Origin of the sequence: Pseudomonas sp. TR47, assembly GCF_044143025.1 — a bacterium.
Classification (GTDB): domain Bacteria; phylum Pseudomonadota; class Gammaproteobacteria; order Pseudomonadales; family Pseudomonadaceae; genus Aquipseudomonas; species Aquipseudomonas putida_E.
Genome location: NZ_JBHFCS010000074.1, coordinates 1 through 771, shown reverse-complemented (window position 1 = coordinate 771; position 771 = coordinate 1). Strand labels below are relative to the sequence as shown.

Sequence of the window (771 nt, the reverse complement as noted above, 5' to 3'; positions counted from 1 at the left end):
TTTTTTGCGTCGATGTAGTCTTGACCTTCGCTACCAACAGTACCAGCGTCGCTATCGATGGCCTGCAGGTCAGTAGTGGCATCGCTCAGTGCAATATTAGCCTTGGCGGCCGCCAGCTCCAGGTTGCCTTCTTTAACGACTTCAGCGCCGTAAGTAGGAACCTTGTTCAGCTCGGTGACCAGAGCGGCGCGGTACAGTGGGTTCGAATCACTATCTGCCAGGAAGGCGATAACGTCAGCAGCAGCAGCGAATGCTTCGCCGCCAGCTGCAGCGTTCAAGGTAGCGTAAGTAACGGTTGCGCCATCAACGCCCAGGGCGGAGTGCAGACCGGCAGCGGCGGAGGCGGCAGCAGTTGCGTTGGCAGTAACGGCATCGTCAGCGGCAGTTTTGGCTGCAACGGCGCTGTCGAAGGCGGCAACGGCAGCAGCGCCATCAGTTTGGGCAGAAGCAGCAGCTTTGGCGGTGGCGGTAGCAGTAGCAGTAGCAGCGTCTTTGGCTTCAGCGGCCAGAACGCCAGTCGACTTAGTGTCAACCTTGGTGCGGTCAGCCTTAGCGAGACCCAGGGCAGTATCTGCTTCAGCCGAAGTCACTACGCCGTCTTTCGGGAGCGAAGTGTCGAGTGCAGGGTTGCTGGTAGCAACTTCTTTCTCGTAGGCAGTAACGGCAGCTTCAGCAGCAGCCACAGCGTTGATCAGGCCCAGGCCTGGAACGCCGCCTGGCAGAGTGCCAGTGTTGATCAGGTCCAGAGCGCCCTGTACGGTAGCTGGATCG

At 59.4% G+C, this 771-nt stretch carries 1 pseudogene; it reads right to left on the bottom strand.

From position 1 onward, the window contains the following. Positions 1-683 (bottom strand): annotated as a pseudogene (locus ACEWE8_RS26080) (hypothetical protein); the annotation flags it as partial. Positions 684-771: the final 88 nt, after the last annotated feature.